This window comes from Desulfosporosinus sp. BICA1-9, assembly GCF_000802135.1.
The window spans coordinates 1-22,594 of sequence record NZ_JUEE01000198.1 but is presented as its reverse complement, the minus strand read 5'-3'; the positions used below and the strand labels follow the sequence as shown (position 1 = coordinate 22,594).

At 43.6% G+C, this 22,594-nt stretch carries 21 protein-coding genes; 1 reads left to right on the top strand and 20 read right to left on the bottom strand.

Annotated features, from left to right (window positions below):
* Positions 1–3 precede the first annotated feature (3 nt).
* The 5 genes from JL57_RS24455 to rbr form a co-directional block, all read right to left on the bottom strand.
* Positions 4–474, bottom strand: coding sequence for a CtsR family transcriptional regulator (locus tag JL57_RS24455; RefSeq protein ID WP_034144547.1), 471 nt, complete (start codon positions 472–474; stop codon positions 4–6).
* Between the two features lie 193 nt (positions 475–667).
* On the bottom strand, positions 668–970 hold the full coding sequence (locus JL57_RS24450) for a hypothetical protein (protein WP_034144546.1): 303 nt from the start codon (positions 968–970) through the stop codon (positions 668–670).
* Between the two features lie 204 nt (positions 971–1,174).
* Positions 1,175–1,603 carry a universal stress protein gene (locus tag JL57_RS24445; protein ID WP_034144545.1) on the bottom strand — a complete coding sequence of 143 codons (429 nt, stop codon included), beginning with the start codon at positions 1,601–1,603 and terminating at the stop codon, positions 1,175–1,177.
* 95 nt (positions 1,604–1,698) lie between these two features.
* Positions 1,699–2,886 (bottom strand): Xaa-Pro peptidase family protein, encoded by a 1,188-nt coding sequence (locus JL57_RS24440; protein ID WP_034144544.1) that lies wholly within the window; start codon positions 2,884–2,886, stop codon positions 1,699–1,701.
* A 226-nt stretch (positions 2,887–3,112) separates the two neighbouring features.
* On the bottom strand, positions 3,113–3,700 hold the full coding sequence (rbr, locus tag JL57_RS24435; protein ID WP_034144543.1) for a rubrerythrin: 588 nt from the start codon (positions 3,698–3,700) through the stop codon (positions 3,113–3,115).
* 147 nt (positions 3,701–3,847) lie between these two features.
* Between rbr and JL57_RS24430 the strand changes: the two genes are divergently transcribed.
* Positions 3,848–5,083: an MFS transporter gene (locus tag JL57_RS24430; RefSeq protein ID WP_034144542.1), complete on the top strand. Its 1,236-nt coding sequence runs from the start codon at positions 3,848–3,850 to the stop codon at positions 5,081–5,083.
* A 56-nt stretch (positions 5,084–5,139) separates the two neighbouring features.
* Here JL57_RS24430 and JL57_RS24425 read toward each other — a convergent pair whose 3' ends face one another.
* From JL57_RS24425 to JL57_RS24355, 15 genes are all read right to left on the bottom strand, one after another.
* Positions 5,140–5,403, bottom strand: a complete 264-nt coding sequence (locus JL57_RS24425; RefSeq protein ID WP_034144541.1) for a hypothetical protein — start codon at positions 5,401–5,403, stop codon at positions 5,140–5,142.
* A 59-nt stretch (positions 5,404–5,462) separates the two neighbouring features.
* Positions 5,463–5,795 (bottom strand): nitrous oxide-stimulated promoter family protein, encoded by a 333-nt coding sequence (locus tag JL57_RS24420; protein ID WP_034144540.1) that lies wholly within the window; start codon positions 5,793–5,795, stop codon positions 5,463–5,465.
* Positions 5,796–6,072: 277 nt separating this feature from the next.
* Complete coding sequence (locus JL57_RS24415) at positions 6,073–6,984, bottom strand: RluA family pseudouridine synthase (RefSeq protein ID WP_034144539.1); 912 nt, start codon at positions 6,982–6,984, stop codon at positions 6,073–6,075.
* A 360-nt stretch (positions 6,985–7,344) separates the two neighbouring features.
* Complete coding sequence (locus JL57_RS24410) at positions 7,345–7,848, bottom strand: DinB family protein (protein ID WP_034144538.1); 504 nt, start codon at positions 7,846–7,848, stop codon at positions 7,345–7,347.
* Positions 7,849–8,022: 174 nt separating this feature from the next.
* Entirely contained in the window at positions 8,023–9,279 is a 1,257-nt protein-coding gene (locus JL57_RS24405; RefSeq protein WP_034144537.1) for an NADP-dependent malic enzyme, read from the bottom strand.
* A 154-nt stretch (positions 9,280–9,433) separates the two neighbouring features.
* Positions 9,434–10,318 carry a CoA ester lyase gene (locus JL57_RS24400; protein WP_034144536.1) on the bottom strand — a complete coding sequence of 295 codons (885 nt, stop codon included), beginning with the start codon at positions 10,316–10,318 and terminating at the stop codon, positions 9,434–9,436.
* A 74-nt stretch (positions 10,319–10,392) separates the two neighbouring features.
* Positions 10,393–11,289: a CoA-binding protein gene (locus JL57_RS24395; protein ID WP_034144535.1), complete on the bottom strand. Its 897-nt coding sequence runs from the start codon at positions 11,287–11,289 to the stop codon at positions 10,393–10,395.
* 76 nt (positions 11,290–11,365) lie between these two features.
* Entirely contained in the window at positions 11,366–11,653 is a 288-nt protein-coding gene (locus JL57_RS24390) for a hypothetical protein (protein ID WP_034144534.1), read from the bottom strand.
* 9 nt (positions 11,654–11,662) lie between these two features.
* Positions 11,663–12,940 carry an ATP-grasp domain-containing protein gene (locus JL57_RS24385; protein ID WP_034144533.1) on the bottom strand — a complete coding sequence of 426 codons (1,278 nt, stop codon included), beginning with the start codon at positions 12,938–12,940 and terminating at the stop codon, positions 11,663–11,665.
* A 444-nt stretch (positions 12,941–13,384) separates the two neighbouring features.
* On the bottom strand, positions 13,385–13,732 hold the full coding sequence (locus tag JL57_RS24380) for a cupin domain-containing protein (protein ID WP_034144532.1): 348 nt from the start codon (positions 13,730–13,732) through the stop codon (positions 13,385–13,387).
* A 318-nt stretch (positions 13,733–14,050) separates the two neighbouring features.
* Positions 14,051–15,427: an FAD-binding oxidoreductase gene (locus JL57_RS24375; RefSeq protein ID WP_034144531.1), complete on the bottom strand. Its 1,377-nt coding sequence runs from the start codon at positions 15,425–15,427 to the stop codon at positions 14,051–14,053.
* A gap of 18 nt (positions 15,428–15,445) precedes the next feature.
* The gene (locus JL57_RS24370) at positions 15,446–16,750 is read right to left on the bottom strand and encodes an FAD-binding oxidoreductase (protein ID WP_034144530.1); all 1,305 of its coding nucleotides are present in this window, start codon (positions 16,748–16,750) and stop codon (positions 15,446–15,448) included.
* 32 nt (positions 16,751–16,782) lie between these two features.
* Positions 16,783–18,033: a (Fe-S)-binding protein gene (locus JL57_RS24365; RefSeq protein ID WP_034144529.1), complete on the bottom strand. Its 1,251-nt coding sequence runs from the start codon at positions 18,031–18,033 to the stop codon at positions 16,783–16,785.
* 241 nt (positions 18,034–18,274) lie between these two features.
* Positions 18,275–19,051, bottom strand: coding sequence for an IclR family transcriptional regulator (locus JL57_RS24360; protein WP_034144528.1), 777 nt, complete (start codon positions 19,049–19,051; stop codon positions 18,275–18,277).
* Between the two features lie 195 nt (positions 19,052–19,246).
* Positions 19,247–22,594 (bottom strand): SbcC/MukB-like Walker B domain-containing protein (locus JL57_RS24355; RefSeq protein ID WP_034144527.1); only part of this gene is annotated, 3,348 nt, incomplete at its 5' end.

Genomic DNA, 22,594 nt, shown 5'->3' with positions numbered 1-22,594 from the left:
CCTTTATACCAAATCATCCCTACTTAACGTTGTCAAAATGTTCTTCATTAGACGTGCTCGTAACATATCCCAATCTCTGAACTCTCCACTTAAATCATTACCAGATACAATACTCTTAATCATCGCCGCTTCCCGAGTCGTGACAAGTTCCTCATCTAAAAGACGATCCACCAAGGCGCTTGAACGCTCACGTGAAAGCTGATCTCCAATTAATTGTCTCATTACTTGTTGGTACTCCCCTTCGAGGCCTAACCCTAAACGAATAATTCGAAGATACCCTCCACCCCCCCGGCGACTTTCAACCAAGTATCCCCGTTCGACTGTGAAACGAGTATCTAGTACATAGTTGATTTGAGATGGAACACAGGCGAACTCACCCGCAAGCTCGCTTCGCTGCAAAACGATATACCCCTCTGAGGTTTTTTCTAATACCCGTTTCAGATATTCCTCAATGCGATCCGCAAGGTTTCCCATTGTAATGTACTCCTTATAACAATATATTTCTAAGTTATCCCCCACATACTTATTATTGACCTTTCCTGACCTTCTATCTATATGATACCCATTTTTAGAAATTTTGCAAAGGATTTTTAGAAAAAAATTAGTTTGGAGAGGGTTAAGTCTGCCACTTAACCCTCTCCAAACTATCAATGCTCAATTCATAAACCTAATTTGAAAACAAGACAAAGTAAAACCAAGAGGATAATGTTAAGAGACCAACACTACCCAGTAACCAAATAACAGGTTTTCCTTCCAGCGGTTTTGAATAGACTTCTTGCTCTATTGATTGATTGATCGCTATTTGATCGGTTTGTCTGGAGACTGATCTTTTTTCAGGAATAGCTTCCCCTAACTTACGTATCCCCGTTTTGGATGAGGTAACACGGGGTGCCACGTCGTTCCATTGTAATGAACCCCGCAGCATCTGTTGAAGTTCTTTAGGACTCAACCAAACATTATCTTCTTTCATGAAACGGTCTGCCTCCACGTCGCTAATAGCAAGTTCTTACTGTGCTATTCGCGACCTAAGAAAAAATCCCTGCCACGTAGACAGGGACGTTTGTCCTAAAATATCTGCACAATTGCTATAAATTTGCTATAAATCCTACTTGCGCGTCGAGCATATTCGCTCTCGCGACGTATTACCCCTAATTTCAATCTGTAACGATTCTTCTTACTTAATAATTAGTACTGGACAGCTTGCTCGTTGCAACACCCGTTGACTTACACTGCCAAGGACCGAGCCAGTTATTGCACCGTAGCCATGACTTCCCATAACGACTAAGTCAATGCTTTCCTGCTTGATCTGATCTAGGATAACGGTTACTGGATGACCTGCTTCTACTCGTTTGTTAATGACAATCTGCCCCTGATCAACTCCCGAAAGGGTTACATCTAAAGCAAGTTCTCCGTTTTGATCAAGTTGTTCTTGCGTCACCGTGATTCCATAAGAAATGGTATACCCCCAATAAGCCTGAGGAGTATAGCTAACATGAAGTAGTAACACCTCAGCTTGATATGAGCTGGCTAACTCCAGGGCCATTTTTAAGGCGCGGCGAGAATTTTCAGAGGCGTCAGTTGGGACAAGAATCTTTTTAAACATTCTATCACCCCTTTCCTTGAAGCTTGATCGATTGCCTATAATATATCCTATTCACGCAATCCGCACAACGTAATCTCTGGTTAGACTTTTGGCCATTATAATACAACCAATTCTCGAGGGGTTATGGATAAATATCTGGCACCCAGCTCTGACTCGACGACCACAGTATCTTCAATTCCTACGGCTCCAACTCCCGGGAAAATAAACTTGGGTTCGATCGCTACCACCATCCCAGGTTTGATCACTACCTTTGAACCCTTACTAAGGGTCGGAAGTTCATCAAGTTCCAAACCTACCCCATGCCCTATAAAACTAACTCGACTTGTCCCGTACCCCATAAAATTCTCTTCATAGGGTGTATTTTCACGGACCCACGTCAAGATTTCCTCGTATATTTCACCGGCCAATCTCCCTGGTATTAAGGCACGGCGAATTTTTTCCTCAATTTTCAGGGTAAGCTCGTAAGCTCTTGTTAGCTCGTCTGATAAAGGTCCGAGGCTTAGGATTCGTGTTTGGTCAATCTGATAACCATGAACGGTTGTCACCATATCAAGGACAATCGGTTCGCCCGCCTGGATCTGGGCCATCGATGCCCCATTCGGATGAGCAATACAAATGCCCTGTCCATTCACTGGCCCATCAAAATAACTTGGCACGGTAGCGCGGACTCCCGAAGTTATTGCTCCAACATGGAATTCTAAGCCAAAACCGCGTATCCTCACATAACCACCGTGTCCCAAGGCCCGTGCCTTACCCGCTAATAGCCCCTCTAGTTCAACTTCGGTCATTCCTATATGTAGAATTTCCTTAGCAAAATCCAACACCGGGGTATGAATCTGAGCACTCTCTTCGAGACGGGATAGTTCCCACCTGGATTTTACAGCACGCTGTAAGCGGATTTCTGGCGAAACATCCAGAAACATGACCTCCGGGAATAGTTTGCGATAACGCTCAAATTGATTTACCGGAAGGACATCAAGTTCTAGCCCTAGCACACTTGGGAGAGAAAGCCCTGCCTCTTGAATGTCTTCGGGAATTTTAGACAAGCCTCGCAGTATGATTACGTTCCAAGGACTTTCTCTCTTAGCTCTGGCAAAATCTCTGTAGGCTAATACAAGCGGCATTCCTTCCTGGGGAACGTAGACATGGACATTTTGGGCTGTACCAGTATAGTAGAGGGTATCCGCGCGTTGGACCAAAAGTGCCCCATCGATTCCTTTTTTAATCAGTTTGTCTTGGAAAATCTTCATTCGGTCTTGTAATTCTGGCATAGGGACTTGCATTCTAACTCCTCCGCCTCGTTAAATATTCAGAATTATATCTCTTTTGCTTATTATGGTCAGATTGGATATACATTGCAAGTCTTTTTCGTATAAACATCAGTTTCCCCTAGATAGTTACTATAGTAGTAAATATGCTCTGAAAAAGTCATACTTTCTGAAAGTGTCGTAAGTGAAAGGATTAGGACAGTATAAAAGCCGAGCAGGAAGTTCCCGCTCGGCTTTTATGTCAGTATTTTCCGGGCAAATCTTCGAAATACCCCTGGGGATGCGAACAAGCCGGACATAGTTCAGGTGCTTCCGTGCCATCATGGATGTAGCCACAATTTGTACATTTCCATAAAGTGGCTGTTTCTTTTTTGAAGATCGTTCCCTTTTCGATCCCTAAGGCATAATAATCAAAACGATTCATATGATGCTTTTCCACTTCTGCAATTGTCCTAAAGGCCTTCGCGACATCAGGAAATCCTTCTTTTTCCGCAACCGTGCCGAAGTTTGAATAGATTTCTGTCCATTCTTCTCTTTCCCCTGCTGCAGCCGCCCTTAAGTTGCTTAGCGTGTCTCTATTAACTAACGGATAGTCTGCATCGACATGAATGACATCAGTTTGATCTTGAACGTGGGCGGCCAAAAGTTTATAGAAGACTTTCGCATGTTCCTTTTCGTTAGCAGCTGTTTCTTCAAATACCGCTTGAATATGTTGATACCCTTCCTGCTTAGCCACTCCCGCAAAAATAGCATACCGAGTGCGTGCTTGAGACTCACCTGCAAACGCCTTACTCAAATTCTTAAATGTTTCTGTTTCCTGAAAGTTCATGACACACTCTCCTTTGCCATAGTTTTTCATAAATGCTAATTTTTATACTTTTTGCCTTTAAGAAAAGGAGTAATTCCTTAGTTGAAGGTTTCTTAATACGAATGTCGAAGTAATAAAATGTCACACTAAACTAAAGGTGGTTTTCCCTTGCTATTTAAACGATTCGATATCCCCCGTTCTGTCTGGGTCTTAATCTTGGGTGGTTTCATCCAGTCAACTGGTAATTCTCTCATGTGGCCTCTAAATAGCCTTTTTATGCATACCGTCTTAAACCGTTCATTAACTGAAGCTGGTACCCTTCTTGCAGCACAATCGGCAGCATCTCTATTTGGCCAATTTATGAGTGGTTTTTTGGCGGATCGTTTTGGTCCAAAGAAAGTAATGATTATTGGCTTAGTTGGAGCAATCCTCTCCGTTGGATCTATCGGTATTTACCCGGTCTGGGGGGTTTATGCACCAGCATTTATCCTGTTCGGATTAGCTCAAGCGTTTATCTTCGTCCCACTTAACGCGCTGATTCATGCCCTTTGGCCTGAAGGCGGGCGGCGAGGTTTTAATTACCTTTATATCTCTAATAACGCTGGCGTCGCCGTTGGCACTGCCATCGGAGGAATGCTGGCTCAAGTCTCTTTCCGTCTTACCTTCTCTTTGAATGCTGCAGGCTTCTTAATTTTTTTACTTTTGTTGTTGATAGGTGTTTCAGAACGAAAAGCACCCATTCATTCAATTTCATCGAAGCAATCAACAGAAGGGTTGACGAAAGACAGTGGCTTCAAAGTACTTCTAGCCTTATGTGGAGGCATATTTTTTACCTGGGGAGCCTATATTCAGCTCGTTACGATTTTACCCGTGGTAATGAACCAACTCGGATTTTCTCTTTTTTCTTACAGTGTGCTTTGGACGCTGAACGGCGTCTTCATCGTTACTTTGCAGCCCTTCATCAATTGGGTCATCAAGGCTTGGGCAAAGTCATTCGAACGACAATTTTACCTCGCCGCTGTTCTCTTAACCATCGGGTATGTCATTCTCCTGGGCAAGCTACCGTATATATCCTACATTATCGCCATGCTCATTCTAACCCTTGGTGAAATGCTGATTTTGCCTGCGGTTCCAGCAGCTGCTGCTCAACTTGCCCCACAAGGAAAGACTGGAGCTTATCAAGGAATCATTGGAGGTGCTTCGTCTGGAGGGCGAATGGTGGGTCCCTTGCTAGGTGGAATGATGTATGATTATGGTGGAGGATCTAGCGTATGGACGTTTGCTATCCTATTAATGATTGCTTCCTTGGTTATATTCTTTATCTATGGAAAATTAATTCAACGCTTTAATAATCTTCAAAGAAGCGAACCGTCAGAGCTAACTAATGAAGAATCTATAAAATGATAATGATAATTCCAAATTTTTATTATGAAAAACACTATGTCTACTCCGTGTTTAATTTACCCCCCTGCGGAAAGGAATCGAAAACGGAAAGCCTTCATTATTTCTGGCCAGTCTTCCTCATTAACCCGAAAAATCACTTGCGTCGCCGGGATTTGTATCGACCCTATAGTACAGGTCCAATCATCACTCAGATTTACTTCCCAGTCCGGGCCCAAATACAACCCCTGCCCAATCTGCTTTCCCCCAATCGAAAGAAAATAGTCAACTAAGTCTTGGTGAGGCATTCCTCTCATTTCAAGGCAATACTCTTTTATGGCCATACACACGCTTCTTTCTTTGAGTTACACTGACAACTAATAGCTGACCGCTGCCTAGTGTATTATTTACGCTCAGAATCATGATAACTTTTCTTAAAACCGTCGATCAAATGTCTGATGGCGATTATGGGATGGTTCAAAAGCATCCTAGGCCCGGCATAGCGCATGACCTCAATAATTCTTTGCTGCATTTCCGGTTTATAGCAGTGCACCGTGCATTTACCGCAGGTTGGTTTAAGTTCTCCGAATTTACAATGAGTCAGACGCTTGGAAGCATAATTCAATAAGTCTCGACACTCTGCACAGAGTCCATCTACAGGGTGATGATTACCCTTACAATATAGTTTAATCATTAATTCCACGGTTGCTTTCTCCCGGTCTAACCTATTAGACACTTTTGGCTACACTCCATTCATTACTAATCCCCTTGTCCATTTACATGGAATAGTTTAATTTGGGTATGTTAATCGAGAGTTAATACTCCACCCGAAGTAAATTTTCAAATGAGGGGGTAAGCCTGATATGGCAAAGAAGACGAACGACAAGTCGCGCAAACCCGATAATACTGAGAAGATTCCGCTTCCCTTTGATGCTGATAAAATCGGTAGAAATGTATCAAAAGACCGGGTGTAAACCCGGTTTTCTTTTTTTGTACTTTTCTCTATCTATTATTTAGGGAAATAAATTTAAGAATGACTTAGGAATTTCCGATTCATACCGCACCACTTCGCCCGTTATCGGATGCTTGAAGGCTAGGACTTGAGCATGAAGCCCTATTCGTCCAATAGGATGCTTAGTGGCTCCATACTTCTTATCTCCAATCACACTATGACCTATATCTCTCATGTGCACACGAATTTGGTTCTTCCGCCCAGTTTCTAGCTTGACTTCTAAAAGTGAATAATGTTTGTTTTTCTTAAGTAATCGATAGTGAGTCACTGCTTTTTGGCCGTCATTAGGGGTGCGACTGGAGTACATAATAAAAGCTTTACTCTCGGTCAGCCAAGAGGTGATTGTTCCTTGCTCCTTAGATACTGCCCCTTCCACTACTACAACGTAAGTGCGCTCCAAAACCGCTTCCTTCCACGCTTCTTGCAACAATTGCTGTACCTTCTCGCTTTTGGCAAACATCATCACCCCAGAGGTTTCTCGATCAAGGCGATGCAACACAAAGATCTTGTTTTTTGGGTCTCTTTTTTTGACATGATTACTTAATATACTATAAGCCGTTTGCTCTTTTTCTGTAGCCGTTGCGATTGAGAGCAATCCCGCCTGTTTTTCAATGATTATGATATCCGGGTCCTCATACACGATATCTAACCCATCAGGTTGCTTTTCTATCAACACTTTTGCCCAATTTACGACGACCTGTTGACCGATCTCCAAGGGATGATTGTATTGAGTAATCACTTCATTATCAACCGAAATTTGACGATGGGCCAGCAAGGACTTGATATCGCTTCGGCTTTTACTGGGTATTGCACCAAGTAAAAACTTCATTAACTCGGCCTGTTCTGTTACCTCAAGATGACTTTGTTTATCCTTCCCAGTCTTGGTTCTCAACTTACTGCTTGGTGTATGCATCCGATTTACCCCTTATCCTAGTTATCTGTATTAATATCTCCGATTACACTAGCCTCAATTCCTTTTCCAGAATATCTGGAGGATTATGACGTCATGCAACTAACCACCATCTCGGAATCCCTTAATACTTAAATTTATCCCAATACTACCAGTTGGCTTGATTTAGGTCAATAAATTTGGTAAGGAACTCAACTATGGATCTGAAAACCAGTATGAGCAATAGCATAATGTAAAAGGCTACCTTGGTATGACGGAAAAAAACCAAACATAATCAAATTACGTTTGGTCGAATTGCCGTAAATTCTTTAATTACTCGATGGCTAGGATTCCTAAATAAGTTCTTTAAACCTCTATGTACGCTTATACCAGAGGTGCTTCCATTCCATATTGACCCCAATCCTCTCTCGCTGGCCCGTATATCCCAGGGACTTTGAGGCCGGCTTGTCTCATCAGTACGGTCATTTGCCCTCGATGATGAATTTGATGATTAATGAGGACATTTAAGGTGGTGCCTATAGTCCATAATTCCCCATACATATCCCGTTCCTCCAAAAGAGTCTGATCAGTCCACTGACCTTTAATGGCTGTTACTATTGTAGTGCTTACCTCTTTGTAATAATTGGCGATTTCTTGAGCCGTGTCCGGAACGGGAGCTTCCTCACCGAGACCTTTAAATACTAACCCTGTTTTTTCCATCATCTCGGGGATTGATGTTACGATATGCCAAGCGAGCCTCCCAAGAGTACGATCCTGCACTGTAACGGTTTGACTAAGTGAAGAGTCTGTTAAAGCATTGAGTACTCGCTGGGTCGATTCCGCTTCCTTCTCCCAAGTCTCCAAAAAAGCAGTTAATGTTAAAAACATATTAAAGTCCCCCTCGCACACTAATTTACCCAATATTACCAGTTATCCTAATGCAGGTCAATCATCTTCTGCCTTTCGAATCGAAAGCTATCTCTCATAGATTCTGTTTTCTTTTTAACTCGTAACAAGAAAAAGGTGGCCTTTAAAAAAAACCACCTTCCATTAAGCACAATTCTATTTATATTGGTTAGCCAATCTCTTTTTAAGATTTTCAGCTACCCATGCTGGATCAATCGGGTTTCTAGCAATTCCACTGTCGATAGCAGCTTTTGCTGTAGCGGCAGCAACCGCTGGGGCTACTTCCGGGTTCAAAGTGTAAGGCATGATAAAGTTAGCATTAAGTTCTTCAGCGGAGACACAAGCAGCAATTGCTTTGGCAGCTGCAATCTTCATTGCATCATTGATGTCAGTCGCTCTAACGTCAATAGCACCCCTGAACATACCAGGGAAGGCTAATACGTTGTTCACTTGGTTAATAACATCTGAACGACCAGTAGAAATGACAGCAGCGCCAGCTTCAATAGCTCGTTCAATAGGCCAAATTTCCGGGATTGGGTTCGCTTGACAGAAACAAATGGGATCTTTAGCCATAGATTTAATCATATCTTCGGTCAGAACGTTTGCTGCAGATACACCAATGAAGACATCTGCACCTACAAGTGCTCCAGCTAGATCACCGCTGAATTTCTCAGGGTTAGTTGCTGCGGCGATTTGTTCTTTCCAGGGGTTCATACCCACTGTACGACCTTCATAAATGGCACCTTTGGTATCACACATAATCACGTTTTTAAGACCAACGCTCATCAAGAGCTTAATGATGGCGATTCCAGCTGCACCTGCCCCATTAGCAACAACTTTGACGTCTTCGATTTTCTTTCCGACGACTTTGAGCGCATTATAAAGTCCAGCCAAGGTAACGACTGCAGTTCCATGTTGATCATCATGGAAAATAGGTCCTTTAAAGATCCCTCTGGCTTTGAGTTTTTCCTCGATTTGAAAGCACTCCGGGGCTTTAATATCTTCTAAGTTAACTCCACCAAAGGTAGGAGCTGTTAATTCAACGATTTCCACAATTTTATCGACATCGCGGGTATTGACCGCAAGTGGAAAGGCATCGACATCGCCAAAGGCTTTAAAGAGAAGGGCTTTACCTTCCATAACAGGCATAGAGGCAGCAGGTCCAAGATTTCCAAGTCCAAGAATAGCAGACCCGTCGGTCACAATGCTAACAAAATTGGCATGGTTGGTATAAATGTCGAGATTGGCGGGGTCTTTTGCAATCTCCAAGACTGGTTCTGCAACTCCAGGAGAATAAGCAAGCGTTAGATCATCTCTGTCTTGTGTCGGACATGTCACTCTAACTTCGAGTTTACCAGGTTTCACTGTATGAAATGCTAAGGCCTCTTCGCGAAGATTCTTAATGCGCGACATATGCATCTTCCTCTCACTATCTTTTTAAGTCTAAATGAGGTGACAATCTTTTAGGATGGATAAAGAGAACCATAAGTTATACTTTCTGATAGTTCAAGTAAGAAATTGTTTGGTCACCTCCTTGAAAAGGTAACCAAACAATCAAACGATCATCTTACTTAGCGTTTTTTGCATCAATCTCAGCTTGAGCAGCTATGATATCTAAAGCATTAAGGTATACAGGGGTATCAACCATTTTGCCATTGAAAGAAACGGATGCTTTACCCTTAGCAATTCCTTCTTCTTCGAAGACTTTCACAACACCGCCAGCCCACTCAACATCGGCAGGATCAGGAGAGTACATACGATTAGAGGGTTCGATTTGTCCTGGGTGAATGATCATGCGACCTTCATAACCCATTTGACGTCCTTCAGCTACGTTTTTCTCAAAAGCTTCAATGTTCTTGAAGTCAACGAAAGGAGCATCGATGGCTACGATTCTGGCAGCACGGCAAGCTACAGCCACATGCGCACGTCCATATTGTTGTTCTACACCTTCATTGGTTAATTTCACGCGCATGTCACGGCAATAGTCTACAGCACCGAAAATAGCGTTGACGTTTCGTTTACTAGCTAAGCAGCACTCTGCGGCATTGATAATCCCTTTGGCAGTTTCCAGCAACATGGAGATTTTAACGGTCCCTACTTCAATACCACGACGGCGCTCTAGTTCTTCAAGTTTCCAGTCAAGACGCTGTACGTCAGCGGCGCATCCGGTTTTAGCTAAGGTTACTCCATTAAGGCCTTCATAGACAATAGCTTCCAGATCATCGTTCGTTAATTCAGTTTCCCAGTTATTAATACGAACATATACTTCTGCACCGCCAGTGCCTGCATACTTGAGGTTTTCGCGAACGATTTGACGAGCAACTTCTTTCTCAGCTGGTGGAACGGAATCCTCGAGGTCAAGCGTAATAATGTCAGCCGTAAACTCAGGAGCCTTTGCCACCATTTTAGGATTGTTGCCAGGAATATACATTACAGATCTCATGATTGTCATTAGTATTCCCCCTATAATTTTATTTTTGGCTTTATTTCTAAGGTTTTAAACCCTAGGGATATCATAATTCGCACTTAGTCTTTGATTTTCTCTTTTAAGATAATTGGAATATCGGTTGGGGTCTCAGCTACAAATCCTCCAGCCTGAGTCACTGCTTCCATCTTACTTTTAGCAGATCCACGACCACGCTCGACAATATTCGAGGCATGGGAGAATCGCATACCAGCAGGTGCCCATGCTCCTGCCACATAGATTACGAAAGGCTTCGTAAATTGACCAGCAGCAATAACCTCAGCACACTCTTCTTCTTGAGTTCCGCCGATTTCGGCATAGACCGCTACGCCTTTAGTTTCCGGGTCAGCTTCAAATAACGGTAATAGGTCCGCCATAGACGTTCCAAGGACTGGTTCTGTTCCGGTATGAATTACGGTACTTACCCCAAATCCCCCTTCTCTGAGCAACCAAGGAATGGTTCCTGACTGACCGCCGCTGCGAGAGAATACCCCAACGCTTCCTCTTTGGAAGAATTTATTGGCCCATTCTTTGTTCCCACCGAGCCAGCCTACAACAGCCTCACCTGGAGTAATAATCCCGATCGACCCTGGTCCAAGAAGTCTTGACCCCTTAGATTTGGCATAGGCAATCATTTCCATGATATCGTGGATCGGAGTGCCTTCAACACAAGGAATAATATTCTTAACCCCTGCATCAACTGCTTCGTATACCGCTGTTTTTAAAGCTCGGCCAGGTACGAAGATGACGCTAAAGTCGATTTCGCCTTGCTCACGGACAATCTCTTTTACGGTGTTGAAAACGGGAACTTCATGAACCTGTTCTCCAGCTTTTCCCGGGCTGGTTCCACCGATCACTTTAGTACCGTATTCTTTCATGTATTTTGTCCGTACGGATCCTTCACGTCCCGTTATCCCTTGGACGATGACCTTGGTATTCTTATTGATCAAAATGCCCATCTTTATCCCTCATTTAACATTTTGCTACGTTTTGTATCTACCTTACACTTGGACTATGGCTAATTTTTCGTTGATGCTATTGACGCTTTTGAAGGTACTCATCCAAACCTTTAACAGGAATCTCAATGGTTATGGCGTTGTTACCTTTGGTCTTACAAGCGAGTTCACATGCTAAACACTCAGTTCCGAGACGCAAAACTTCTTCCGCATCGCGATGTGCAACTGAAGCTCTACCTTGGTCGTCAATCCCAAGCAAACCTCTAGCGTACTTCTTGCACGCGTCGGCACATGCCTTTGTCTCGCATGTATCACACTTGCTGGTATCGATTTTGACCGTCAGAGTTTTTTCTGCGAATTCCAGCATAGGTTTCCCCTACTTTCCTTGAGATTCTTTCTCAGCTCTGTATTCTTTACTAAGAGCTAAGAGTCTTTGTCCAATGAACTTAGTATCAGTTACATACTCTTTGCCATAAATCTCGATTCTCTTGCCTGGCCCATCAGGAGTCATTAGATCCGCAAGGCCATTTCTGAGAATTTCCAAAGATTCATCTTCCCTGTTACCACAAAGCAAGAGGACACAAGGTAATCCAGACTTCTGAGTCGGGAGTACTTCCCTAAGTACCTTGACGATAGCATGGGCATGATGCCACTGCTCCTGATTTGCCATCATAAATCCGCCGAGCAGATAGCCGTCTATGTTTGGCTGGGAAAGAACACACTTTGCTACTCGATAAATCTTTGAACCGACGGGGTTACCACTTGTGTCAGCATAGTTAGCAGGCTTAAGACCCACTTGGTTTAGGGCGTCAAGTCCCATCATCGCTGAACCGCCACCAATAGGATGATAACCAATGTAGCCTGGGCTTACTTCATCATAGCCCATATTCATGAGGAACCCTGTACCACGAGCATCGGTTTCCTCGATACTCCAACCGATGAGATCCAATTCTGTAGGAGCTCCTGGAAGGTCTCTAGCAATAGAGATTCCGAATTCCGGATGGCGACCCACGGAACTATTGTCAATTTCCATTTTACAATCTGCACAAACTAAATTACCGCTGCCCGTCATGATGAAGGGATTAATCTCTAAGGTTTGACAATCGTATTTTTTGTAAGCCTGTGAAAGCTTCGATAGGAAACTAGCAAACTTGCTAAGGTCTTGAGCCGGGATTCCAGCTCGAGCACACACATCAACTGCGTCATAAATTTGTAAACCATTAATAGGATCGATGTTAACTTTAAAAAGCAACTCTTCCGGGACACTTTCGATGTCCATTCCGCCCTCAGTGCTAAACATGAGCATTGGAGAACGTGCTTCTCTCGCTCCGTTAACGACAAATGAACAATAATACTCTTTTTTAATGTCCAGTTTTTCCTCGACAAGAACCTGGTTTACGGGAACTCCCATGACGTTTTTAGCGAAAATTTCGGCTGCAGCAGCTGCTGCTTCTTCAGGAGTGTTAACCAGTTTAACAATTCCTGCCTTGCCACGCCCCCCGGCTTGAACCTGACCTTTGACGGCTACGGCCTTGCCAATCTCCTCAGCAATCGTTTTGGCTTCTTCATGGGTAGAAGCTACGCGGCCTTGTGGCACTGGTAGTCCCGCTTTTCTAAGCCATTCTTTTCCCTGGTACTCTAGAAATTTTGCCATTTCGTTATCACTTCCATAATGAAATTTTCTGCAACTATTTAGGTCGCTTTAGGGTCATCCATCATTGTAACTTTGGTGTTTTTTAGAAGGTAAACTCTTCCTTCCTTTTTCGATACTTAGCTAATTCAGTCAAACTCACTGTGCTAAATTACCAAATATCAAGTAAAAAGAGAATTTTCCCTCCCTTCTTCACAGCTTTTACACTGAGCTTAGTAGGATTTTTTTGAGATACGGAAACTAAATTCACTTTTTCTTCGTTTCATTATGTGAAACTCAGTTTCATTTTGCTATAAGACTATTATCCATCTATTTGTCTCAATAGTCAACAGAATAATTAGTCGATTTTTCAAAACATTTTTATCTGCAATTAACCACATTAATACTCCCCCTGCCAATAGTCACTCTCGACGTCCAAGGGGGCAAAGGCATTAATCTTACACCTACTTACAATTTTACAGTCTCTACAGGAACTGGACCGGCTATACCAATAAACACAAAGCGATCGTTCCCTGTATTGCGCATACCGTGTGTTTGTCCGGCTTTGGCAAGAATAGCCATACCTTTTTGGATTTCTACCACTTGTCCTTCTCCAGCAAAATATTGGCCCGACTCTCCCTCAAGACAAATCCACACATCATCCGCATTGGGGTGTTGATGAAGGAATACTTCTTGTCCCGGTTCTAAACACCACATGGCTCCCAGGGTTTTATCGGACTGATAAACCATCACTTTTTGTGGAGCATTCGCATCAAATTGAGCCAATTCTCCCAGCTTAAACACTCTGTCTTCCAAATTTACCCCTCCTAAAAAAGTCATAAGGATAGGTCTAAAAATTTTGAATTTTTAGACGACCTTTTCTTAGCTTTTATACCCTAAATATCCTTATACTGCTGTAGTTTATCCGCATTTCCCAAAGTTATTTTAAGTTAAGTTTATCCCTAAAATAACGATGCTTCGAGTGACTAAAGCAGAGCAGAGCAAAACTAAATTGATGGATGTTAGAAGTTAGACGTTAATCGCGGAGAGTAGCGGCGAATAGAGAAACACTGCTCTAGTGTATAAACACCAGAGCAGTGTCCATACGCCACTTGGAATGTTCAGATCTGAACTCTATAGGTCGATGACCTTACCTGGGTTAAAGCGATTGCTCGGATCAAAGCTTCTCTTAACTTTTCTAAAAGCTTCCATTGCAGCGGGTGTAAACTCCTTATCCAGATACTTCTTCTTGACGAGCCCGATTCCGTGCTCACCACTAATTGTACCCTCGAGATCAAGAGCCATCATACAGAGCGCCTGTTCTGCAGCATGGACGGTTTCAGTTTCCTCTTTATTCCGTTGATCGAAAAGAATGAGCGGATGAAGATTTCCGTCACCGGCGTGGGCCACAACTCCGATGGTCACACCAAAATCTTTGGCTACTTTAAGGACTCCGTCAATCGCTTTGGGGAAATTACTCCTCGGAACCGTAATATCATTAACACCATAGGATGGTCTTACGCGGGCAACAGATCCGAAAGCACTGCGCCTTGAAGTCCAAATTTGATCCACTTCAACTGCCGATTGAGCAACTTTAAATTCTTTGGCAATTTTTTGGGCTATGTCACCAATCGTCTTGACTTGCCCGTCCATATCTTCTGGATATCCGTCAACCTCAATAATCAGAACAGCTCCAACGTCACGGGGAATCCCGGCATGGGTAAAATCCTCAGTCGTATTGATCAGCAAATTATCCATCAATTCCAGGGTTGTCGGAATAATACCGGCAGCAACTATATCGGCAACAGTTTGAGAAGCATCTTCAACTTTGTCGTAAATAGCCAGCATTGTTTTCTTGGCTCTGGATATCGGTATGATACGGACGAAAACTTTGGTGACCAATCCTAGGGTTCCTTCCGCGCCAACAATGATTCGAGTCAAATCATATCCCGGCTCACTTTGGAAATTACGCCCTCCCGTTTGAATGACTTTGCCATTGGGGAGAACGACTTCCAGACCCAAGATATAATCGCGGGTAACCCCATATTTAAAGCATTTCGGTCCACCGGAGCATTCACCGACATTCCCTCCTATTGTTGAGGCCTTAAAGGAGGACGGATCGGGAGGAAAATAGAATTTTTTCTTTTCCAGTTCAACTTGAAGGTCAAAATTGATCACTCCAGGCTCAACAACTGCTACAAAATTTTCAGTATCTATTTCATGAATTTTAGTCATTTTAGTAAAGCTAATGACCACAGACTCTTCAGAAGGAATGGTTCCACCACTCTCATTCGTACCAGCACCCCGGGGAACAAGTTTAATGTTGTGCTCGTTCATCAATTTGACGATTTCAACTACTTGTTCCGTTGTTTGCGGAGAAACGACTCCTAAGGCTTCACCAGATAATAACGTGCCGTCATAACCATAGGTGAACAGACCCACTTTGTCTGTAACAACGTTTTTCTCCCCAACAATTTCCTTCAGCCGCTTAACAACCGTTTGGCTTAACATATTCAGACCTCCTTCTTCTTAAGCCTCTAGACTTACCCCAGGGTTGAGAATCCCTTTGGGGTCAAATTGTTGACGCAGTTCACTGAGCAAACTTGTGGTTTGCTTCCACATTTCCGCATCATTGTAAACTTCAGCTTTGAGCTTATGACCCAAGAGGCCCTTCACGTTCCCGCCCTGGGATATCGCCAGTTTATTCACTTTCCTGGCAAAAGCAAGTTTATCCGTTCCCTCGGGCAGAACCAAACCAACAAATCCAAGAAGTCCTTCGACAATTACGCCAGGATAAGCCCCTAAATCTCCAGTAAGCGCTTCGAGCTGAGCCAGGGCTTGAGGCATTTTCATCGGACCAACCACAAACTCCACGGTACGCGACCGTTTGGCATTGAGGTCGGCGCGCACTTTAAGCCAACCATTGATCACTTGATCATACTCAACCTCGTCCTCAATGATCTTTACATCAGAGCCTCCACCCAAGGTAAGCACTGCAGCAACTTCATTAGCGATGTTTTTACCTGACTCTTTGAATCCCTGCAAATCAATGATCACAAGTTGCCCTTCCGTTCCGGGTTTGGCATTTTTCGCAAGGGATGCATTGATGAGATTCATCCGGGTCGGAAGCACATTCCGCTTAATCAGGGTATTGAAGGTTGCATTCGCCTTATGCATAGATGCGAAGGTTCCGATCACTGCTTTTTTAGCTTCCGGTGCAGGTAAGAGCTTCACCAGAAGTTTGGTGAAAATCCCAAACGTTCCTTGGCTACCGACAGCGAAGTGGATGAAATCTAAACCGGAAACGTTCTTGATACATTTATTTCCGATATCCAAGATTTCCCCTGTGGGGAGAACCATTTCAAATCCCAAAAGGAACGTCCGGGTAGGACCATATTCAAAGGATTTAGAGTCGGAATCTCCAATCGCAAAGCAGCCGCCAACCGAACTGGTTTCGACTTCATAGGGCTCCGGAGGAAAGTTTAATCCGGCTTCCGTAACTTTAAGAAGAAAGTCTTTATGAAGAACTCCTGGTTCGACCACCGCCACAAGGTTTAGCTGATCCATTTCTAAAATCTGGTTCATCCGGGACATAATCATCGCAATCCCACCCGCAATCCCCTGGGTATCGACGACTGCCCCGCTTACTGCTATTTTGACATTCTGCTCATTCGCCAGTTTGACGACACTCGAAACTTCAGACGTATTCCCAGGTAAGACGACGACTGCAGGCTTACCTTGACCTTTTAGATATTTAGCCATTTCAGAAGGGGAATCGATGACATTGGCATCACCGACAATCCCTTTTAACTTACTGATATTGACGTTACTCATGACTACCCGCCCTTCCACTCATTTACGTTCAATTAGTCTTCGTAAGCGTTGGCCATTACATCGGCAACATGCATAACCTTTTGTTTTTGACCGGCTTTGTTTATGCCACCTTGAAGTCTCAACATGCAAGCAGGGCAACTTGTAGCCACCAAATCTGCATTGGTATCCTTGATGTTTTGTGTCTTCTGAACCGTGATATCGGTTGACACCTCATGATAGAAGGCTTGTATTAAACCGGCTGCCCCGCAACAACGGTTGGCTTCAAACATTTCCTTATAGTCAACCCGCGGAATCATTTGCAACAATTGTCGAGGCTGCTTGGTTACCTTAAGACCCCGAACCATGTGGCAAGGATCATGATAGGTGATTGTTAGAGGACTTGAATTATGAAGTTTGCTCTCATCGACACCGATTTTTGCCATATATTCTGAAAACTCTACCACTTTTTCAGAGAATAGTTTAACTTTTGCAAGATACTCCGGCTCATCGGCAAAGAGCGTTAAATAGTCATGTCTAAGCATCGCAGCACAGGACGCACAGGCAGTGAGAACAACTTCGGCATCTTTATACTTATCTAAAAAGGTATCAATCGTTTTGCGGGCATTTTTTTTCGCTGTTTCGAAGTCACCATATGCATATTGCGGAAGACCGCAGCACACTTGATCTTTGGGAATAATAACTTCACAGTCATTTTTCGTTAACACTTTAACAACAGAATGAGCGGTTTGGTCTAAGGAGTGATTGAGAAAACAGCCCACATAAAATCCGACTTTATGCTTCGGCTGTTGCACGGTAATCTTCTCTGGGACCTGCTCCAAAAATGGTTTTTTGGCTGTAGGGAAGTTTCGAATATCAATACCGCGAAAATAGTCCAGTCCATCAATTTTATTGAGGACACTTTTGCCCACTCCTTTGAAAAGACTGAATCCCATACCCAACCTCTTCGGACTTGCTAGAGTATTTAAAGCAAAAGACTTAGCAAATGGCTTGATTCCTTTTCTTAGTTTTAGATCTCGCCGCGCAGCCATGACGAGTTCATTACCATGTACACCGTTTGGACAAGTGACTGCACATTCTCCACACAACAGACAGCTCATAATAGCATCTTCATACTCTTGATTAGGTTCTAATTTCCCATCGGCGACAGCTTTGATGAGCTGGATTCTTCCACGTGTAGACATTTCCTCTGACCCAGTCAATTTATAGGTCTTACAAGCTGTATGGCAACCACCACACTTGTTACACGTGTTGAGCATTTCGTATACGTCTGCCAAAACCCCCACTGATACTCCCCCTTCATTTTTCAGCGTTTAGTACTTTTAGCCGTAACTTTGGTTAATTAACCCCCTTTCGTTTCTCATTTTGTTTTAATATATGAAACAGAGTTTTAATATCTTATGAGTCTATTATTACCCCATTAGCGTAAATCGTCAATAGAAAACTTTCTAAAAATTATAATTTACTAAATTTATTTAGAATGTTCGCTCTGATGCATCGAAAATGGCACACCTGTGTGTTTGAAGTTTAAGATCTTTTATAAAAATCAAAGCCTAAGTTCGCAGAAATCCTTTCACCAGATTTTTTCATTTCTTCCCCGATGCGCACAATTCCCTTCTCTTCTATCCTACTAGCAGGCCCGGAGACGCTGATTGCTCCAATTGCCCGCCCGGAATAATCAAAGATTGGTGTACCTAGGCAGATAATTCCTATTTCGTTCTCTTCTTTTTCGATAGAGATTTTGGTGGCCCTGATTTCCCTAAGTTCCTTCAACAAGGTATCCTGGTCGGTTATTGTCTTCGGAGTGTAGCTAGTCATCCCTTTTAATTCTAAAATATGCCGTACTTCTTCTTCAGGCATAGTGGAGAGTAGCGCTTTCCCTACTGCAGTACAATGCATGGGAGCCCTACGGCCTACTTTGGAGTGCATACTGACCACTTGAGAACTTTCTGCTCTATCAATATAGACGATTTCCCCCTCATCATGGAGCACGAGATGGGCGACTTCGTCCAGAACTTTGACTAAGTCACTCAGCACAGGCGCCGCCACTTTGCGGATCTCCAGATCATTAAAGAAACGAATTCCCAATTCAATAATTTTTATCCCCAATTGATAGCGCTCATTATCCTTTTTTCTCTCCACATACCCCCTGTGACATAAAGTTTGTAAAATACGGTGAACCGTGCTTTTATGCAAACTAATGCGACTTCCGATTTCAGTAACCCCTAAAGGTTCTTCTGCTTGAGCAAGGACTTCTAGAACGTCAAGAGAGCGCTCAAGAGTTTGCACATATTTTTCTGACACTAATAATCCTCCCATCCTGACTGTGAATCTGTAAAAAAATTCAAAGTGAGGTTTTAATAGGTGAAACACCGTTTCTTAGAACAGTATACCTTTTTAAAAACAATAGTCAAGACGATAATTTTCGCAATTAATTATATTAATAGGCAAATTAAAAAGTTTGCACTTAACGGCAAGCCCTCAGAACTATTCGAAAAATTATGCCATTTCTAACTGGACCTTACTTCCGGTACCACCAGCCTCGGCAGGAGTAACGATCAAACGACGAGCAAGGCGATTTTTCAGTTCAGGAACATGACTTATAATCCCGATGGTAAGATTTTGAAGATGAAGTTTTTCTAGCGTGTTCATTACAGTTTCAAGAAGATTAGCATCAAGGGTTCCAAACCCTTCATCGAGAAAGAAGAACTCTAACGGAGATTCCCCTCGCAGCTGAATTTGTGTGGATAGAGCTAAAGCCAGGGCAAGGGCTGTGAGGAATGTTTCGCCGCCTGACAAACTATTCACAGGACGCCGAACCCCTCCGTTCGCATCATCTCGCATAATGAAGCCACCCTCGGAATCGACCTCTAAGGCATAACGTTGGTTGGTTAACTCTTTCAAGCGCTCTGAGGCATCTATGGCAACATTCGTTAATTGCTCTTGCGCAATAAACTCAATAAAGGCATTTCCTTTGAAAACGGTTTGCAAGGTTTTACATAAGCTCAGCCGACGGTTAAGTGCCTTTCTTTCAGCTTCCAGACGCATCCATTCTTCATGTTTTTCATTTAGCCTTGCCAAGGTTTGTTGCGTCACACCCCGCCTCTCTATCCCCTCGTTATGAGCCTTTTCCTTTTCCTTTAATCGGACAGGCCAAGCAAGCCATTCCTCTGGACGAAGTCTTTGTCCCTGTAATCGCTCTTCAACGTCTTTACGTCTTTGCTTATAGATCATGACCTCTTGTTGAAAGGCCGAGATATCCTGATCCATTTTTAGCCGCTCAGCACTATCACATAACGCACTATGAGCTGCAGCCACTGACGGAAAGTGTGCTGCTTGGAGACCCAGTTCTAGTTTGCGCCGGGCACCTTCAAGCCCTTCTCTTGAAAGATCTAACGTTTTTCGGTTAACTGCTAGGGTTTGCTCAGCTTGAGTCCATAACCCTTTGCTTTGCTCATAGCTATATTTAAGCTTTTCCTCTGTCTCTATAACAAGAGCCAACTCATTTTTAACCAGCTCAATGAGTTCTCGCGCTGGCTTCCCCTCAGTTAGAACATCCCATTTGTTCTTAATCTCTACAAGATCCCGAGCAGCTTCACTTCCGACTGTTTTGAGATTCTCTAGTTCCAGTTCGCATTGGTTTTTCTCTGCACTGAGCCGCTGATAAGCCTCATCCGATTCTTTCAAACCCATTTCAAGAACCGACAATTCCTGGTTTAAACGTCTTGTAGCCTGATCCCAACTTGTGTATTGTTGCTGTAACGACAAGATTTCCGTCAGATCAATTTCTCCACGTACAGTATCTAAGCGTTCTTTTCTCAGGATTTGTTCTTTGAGCAATTGGTTGAGCTGATTACGAATCTCTCCTCCAACACCCTCGACAGCAGCAATTTGAGCATTCGTGCTATGCCGCTTTTTTCCCACTTCAGCCAGCTGGCGCTGGACTTCTCCCAGCTTGCGATTCCCTTTCTCTAGTTCAGATTTCCATTGGTTTAAGGTTAGGCGATCCTTCGTCAATTGCGATTCTTGCTCTATTAGTTGGGACTTTAAATCCTGTACAGCCAGATTGCGATCCAGCAGGGAAAGCTCTTCTCGAGCCTTGAGAATCACTTGTTCTTTTGCTTTAATGAGGTTTAGCTGGTTTTGTTCGAGCTCTCGTTTAGATAAGAGCTGGGCCTTGGCTACTGCCAAGGCTGTAATGCTCTCAGTAAGTTTTTCCTCCAAAATCTGGATTTCCCGAGAGGCCTGATCTAGTTCTTCCCTCGCCTTGTATAAGATGGAGTCATCTAAGCCCTGAGCAGGTTTTGGGTGGTGAAGTGAGCCACATACGGGGCAGGTTTCTCCCTCCACAAGATCCTCGCTGATTAGCCCCGCAAGATTCTTTTGTTCTAGCCCTTTGACTTCAACCGATTTCTTCTCTATCTCTGATCTCGCTTCCTGGACGCTCGTCAAAATTCTAGATTGTTCATCTTCCCTGCTTTCAAGCTCAACTTGGACCTTTTGGCAATCCGCGGAGAAGATTTGCAGGCGTTCTTGTTCGTGGGTCACATCCTGCTCGGCCCGCTCTATATTGGCAATCCTATGCCGATAACGTTCTAAGTCCTGAGCTCGCTCACTCAAGCTATCCTCTTGAACCGGCGGATCTTGTTGCCTTCTGTCCAAAGACTCTGTCAATTGTTCTACTATTCCCTGGGCAGCATGTACCTCAATCACAAAGGTCTGCAGGGTTAAATGCCATTCTTTTATTTGAGACGAATTCTTCTCGAGATCTCTTTGCAATCCTTCCACTTGTTTAGAAATTATCTCTAGGGCTTCTAGAGCTTGGGCGGCTGAAATAACCTTTGCTCTTTGCTCCGGCTCTACAGAGAGTTTTGTTAGTTGGGTTTTCAGGGTAAGCTGTTGTTTTTGAGTTTCTGCTCTTTTATTGACAAGAACCTGGATCGTTTGTTCCAAATTCTTGCGAACTCGATCCAGATTTCCATAGTTTAGACGCGTTGCGCTTAACCGTTCTTGTCGCGCTTGGATATCGTTTTCTAAGCCTTTAGCTTGTTCAAGTTGTTCTAATCGGCGCAGACAACGAGGCTCAGCTTCTAATCGTCTTTTGTGTTCCTCAGACCACTTCTCCTCTGAAGTAACCTTTTCAATTCTAGCCGTGATCAGTCTCCTGTCCGAAGTTTCAACTTGATCCTTAGCCACTTTGAATCGTTCCTCTGTAACGCTGATTTCTTCTAAAATTGAACGGATCGATTCGGCCCGTTCAGCCATACTTAAGCGCTCAGCTATTATATCCATCTTTGGTTGTTCGGATGCCAGTTGGATCTCTTTGCTTTCAATTTGTTGTAACTGTTCTTGAAGGCTCCATAGTTCCTGAGCATGATCATACTCTTTCCTGAGGTTTTCTAATTCCTTGGCAATCTTACCTAAGCTTACAATTGCAGACTGATATTCAGCTTCCGCCTCTTTAAGCCGCTCTGCAGAAGCATCTCCTAAACCCTGTTGCCGTTGTTCCACCCCGTTTAAGGTGAATTTGGCCTTCTCCAGTTGGTCAGCTAGTCGAGTGGAAAGTTCCCTACCGTAGGCTTCGAGGGAAAACAGCCTTTCCAACATCAAACGCCGATCTTTGGGCTTTATCGTCAAAAACTCAGCAAATTTCCCTTGGGGAAGAACAACCGCTCGGGTGAAATCTTCCACTGTTAGACCTAGCACATCCTCTATTTTCTTTGTCATCTCATCTGCCTTGGAGGCCAGAACAGTTTCGACGCCATCGTCGATTTCCACCAGACGACAGGTTGAAGCTTTGACTGTACGTGCCCCGGAGCGTCGATAAGCGCGTTCTGCTCGATAGGA